Here is a 258-nt window from a genome sequence, read left to right as displayed (position 1 = left end):
GCGTCGACAAGCGCCCCTATGGCACGCCGTCGCCCTTCGAGAAGCACATCGTCCGCCGCGACGTCTTCTGGCTGACGGCCTCGCCGGATTCTTCGGTCAATTTCACGCCGCTGCATGAGCTCGACGGCATCATCACGCCCTCGGGCCTGTGCTTCGAGCGTCATCATGGCGGCATCGCCGAGATCAACCCGGCCAATCACCGGCTCATGATCCATGGCCTGGTCGACAAGCCGCTGGTCTTCACGATGGAAGACATCC

The 258-nt window shown here is 63.2% G+C and carries 1 pseudogene; it reads left to right on the top strand.

Annotated elements, in window-relative coordinates:
• Window positions 1-258, top strand: a pseudogene (locus AX750_RS05435) (sulfite dehydrogenase); the annotation flags it as partial.

The organism is Methylobacterium sp. CCH7-A2, from assembly GCF_001557075.1.
GTDB lineage: Bacteria > Pseudomonadota > Alphaproteobacteria > Rhizobiales > Beijerinckiaceae > Allobosea > Allobosea massiliensis.
This window is presented reverse-complemented; position numbering and strand designations above follow the sequence as displayed.